The organism is Kocuria cellulosilytica (assembly GCF_040981245.1).
GTDB lineage: Bacteria > Actinomycetota > Actinomycetes > Actinomycetales > Micrococcaceae > Kocuria > Kocuria cellulosilytica.
Genome location: NZ_JAVFWZ010000041.1, coordinates 1 through 717 on the forward strand (window position 1 = coordinate 1; position 717 = coordinate 717).

The following is a 717-nucleotide window of genomic DNA, read 5'->3' on the forward strand; positions in this document are numbered from 1 at the left end:
TGAGCCGGTCGGCCCTTCCCCCGGTCGCCCAGGAGTCGACCCCCGCGCTCATCGCCCGGGTCCTGCGCGAGGCCATCGCGGACGGCCGCTTCCCGCCGGGCAGCCAGCTCGTGGAGCAGGAGCTGGCCAAGGAGCTCGACGTGAGCCGCGGACCGCTGCGGGAGGCGATGCAGCGACTGACCCAGGAGGGCCTGCTCGTCGGCCGCCGCAACCGCGGCCTGTTCGTGATGGAGCTGACCGAGGACGCGGTCCGGGACATGTACCTGGCCCGGGAGGCCGTCGAGTGCGCCGCCGTCCGCCGGATCGTGGCCACGGGCGCCGGGCCCCGGGCGGCCGAGGCCCTGACCGTGCCCCTGGCACGCATGCGGGCCGCGGCCCCGGACCCGAACGGCCGGGAGATCTCCGAGGCGGACCTGCACTTCCACGAGCTGCTCGTGGAGCTCGCCGGCAGCCCCCGGCTGCTCAACATGCACGGGACGCTGCTCACCCAGATCCGGATGTCCCTCACCGGGATGCAGGGGACCTACGGGTCCGCCGACGCCCGCATCCGGGAGCACGTGGAGTTCGTCGAGGCGCTCGGCGCGCAGGACGCGGACCGGGCGGAGTCCCTGCTGCGCGCCCACATGCAGGACGGCCTCGAGCAGGTCCTCGGCCGCTGAGCAGCCCCTGCCCGCCCGCCGCCGTCGGCTCAGGCCGGGTCGGCGCCGTTGCCGCGCC

1 protein-coding gene is annotated in these 717 nt (G+C 75.9%); it reads left to right on the forward strand.

All coding sequences use genetic code 11. The features are described 5' to 3' along the window. Positions 1 to 659, forward strand: a 659-nt coding sequence (locus tag RCG67_RS16870) for a GntR family transcriptional regulator (RefSeq protein WP_368827950.1), incomplete at its 5' end; no start/stop codon positions are given. Positions 660 to 717: the final 58 nt, after the last annotated feature.